The sequence below is a fragment of the Vibrio sp. 1562 genome, from assembly GCF_033340155.1.
GTDB lineage: Bacteria > Pseudomonadota > Gammaproteobacteria > Enterobacterales > Vibrionaceae > Vibrio > Vibrio alginolyticus.
Map to the genome: position 1 here is coordinate 1 of NZ_JAWOVY010000649.1, position 557 is coordinate 557.

The 557-nt window shown below is 46.3% G+C and carries 1 protein-coding gene; it reads right to left on the reverse strand.

Annotated features, from left to right (window positions below):
* Positions 1–127 precede the first annotated feature (127 nt).
* On the reverse strand, positions 128–557 hold a 430-nt coding region (locus R7Z49_RS26875), incomplete at its 5' end, for an MATE family efflux transporter (protein WP_318112714.1).

Genomic DNA, 557 nt, shown 5'->3' on the forward strand with positions numbered 1-557 from the left:
GATCTATACAAAGTTGCTGAAGAACTGTTCTAAGCAAGCTTGAAATAGATAAAGAAAAACCGCGGCTTTCCGCGGTTTTTTTGTATTTGAGTATCAGCGAAAGGAAGCTGATGTATCGGGTAGAATCTTACGAAGCGCTGTTTTGTTCAATCAGCGTCAATTTACGTTCGCGCAACGCGAACATGTAACCCAGCAGCCCACCTAGTGTGTTGCCCAGCGCAATACCGATGAACAAGCCTTCAATGCTGTACACTTGGCTGCCAACCCATGCAGCAGGCAGCGTAAACACAAACAGGCGCATGAAGCTCCATTGGAAAGCGCGTAGCGGCTTGTGCATCGCATTCAGCCCACTCACCAACATCATCACAATACCTTGGAAACCATAGCTAAATGGAACCACGAGTAGATAGTGCCAAAGCAGATTCTTCACAGTTTCTTCTTGTGAAAATAACGCCGCTAAAGGAATGCTCAATGGCACCATCATCAAGAAGATAAACCCTTGGAAAACCACTGCAAAACGCATGCTGAGAAACAAACCAGAGAAAGCGCGCTGAGGA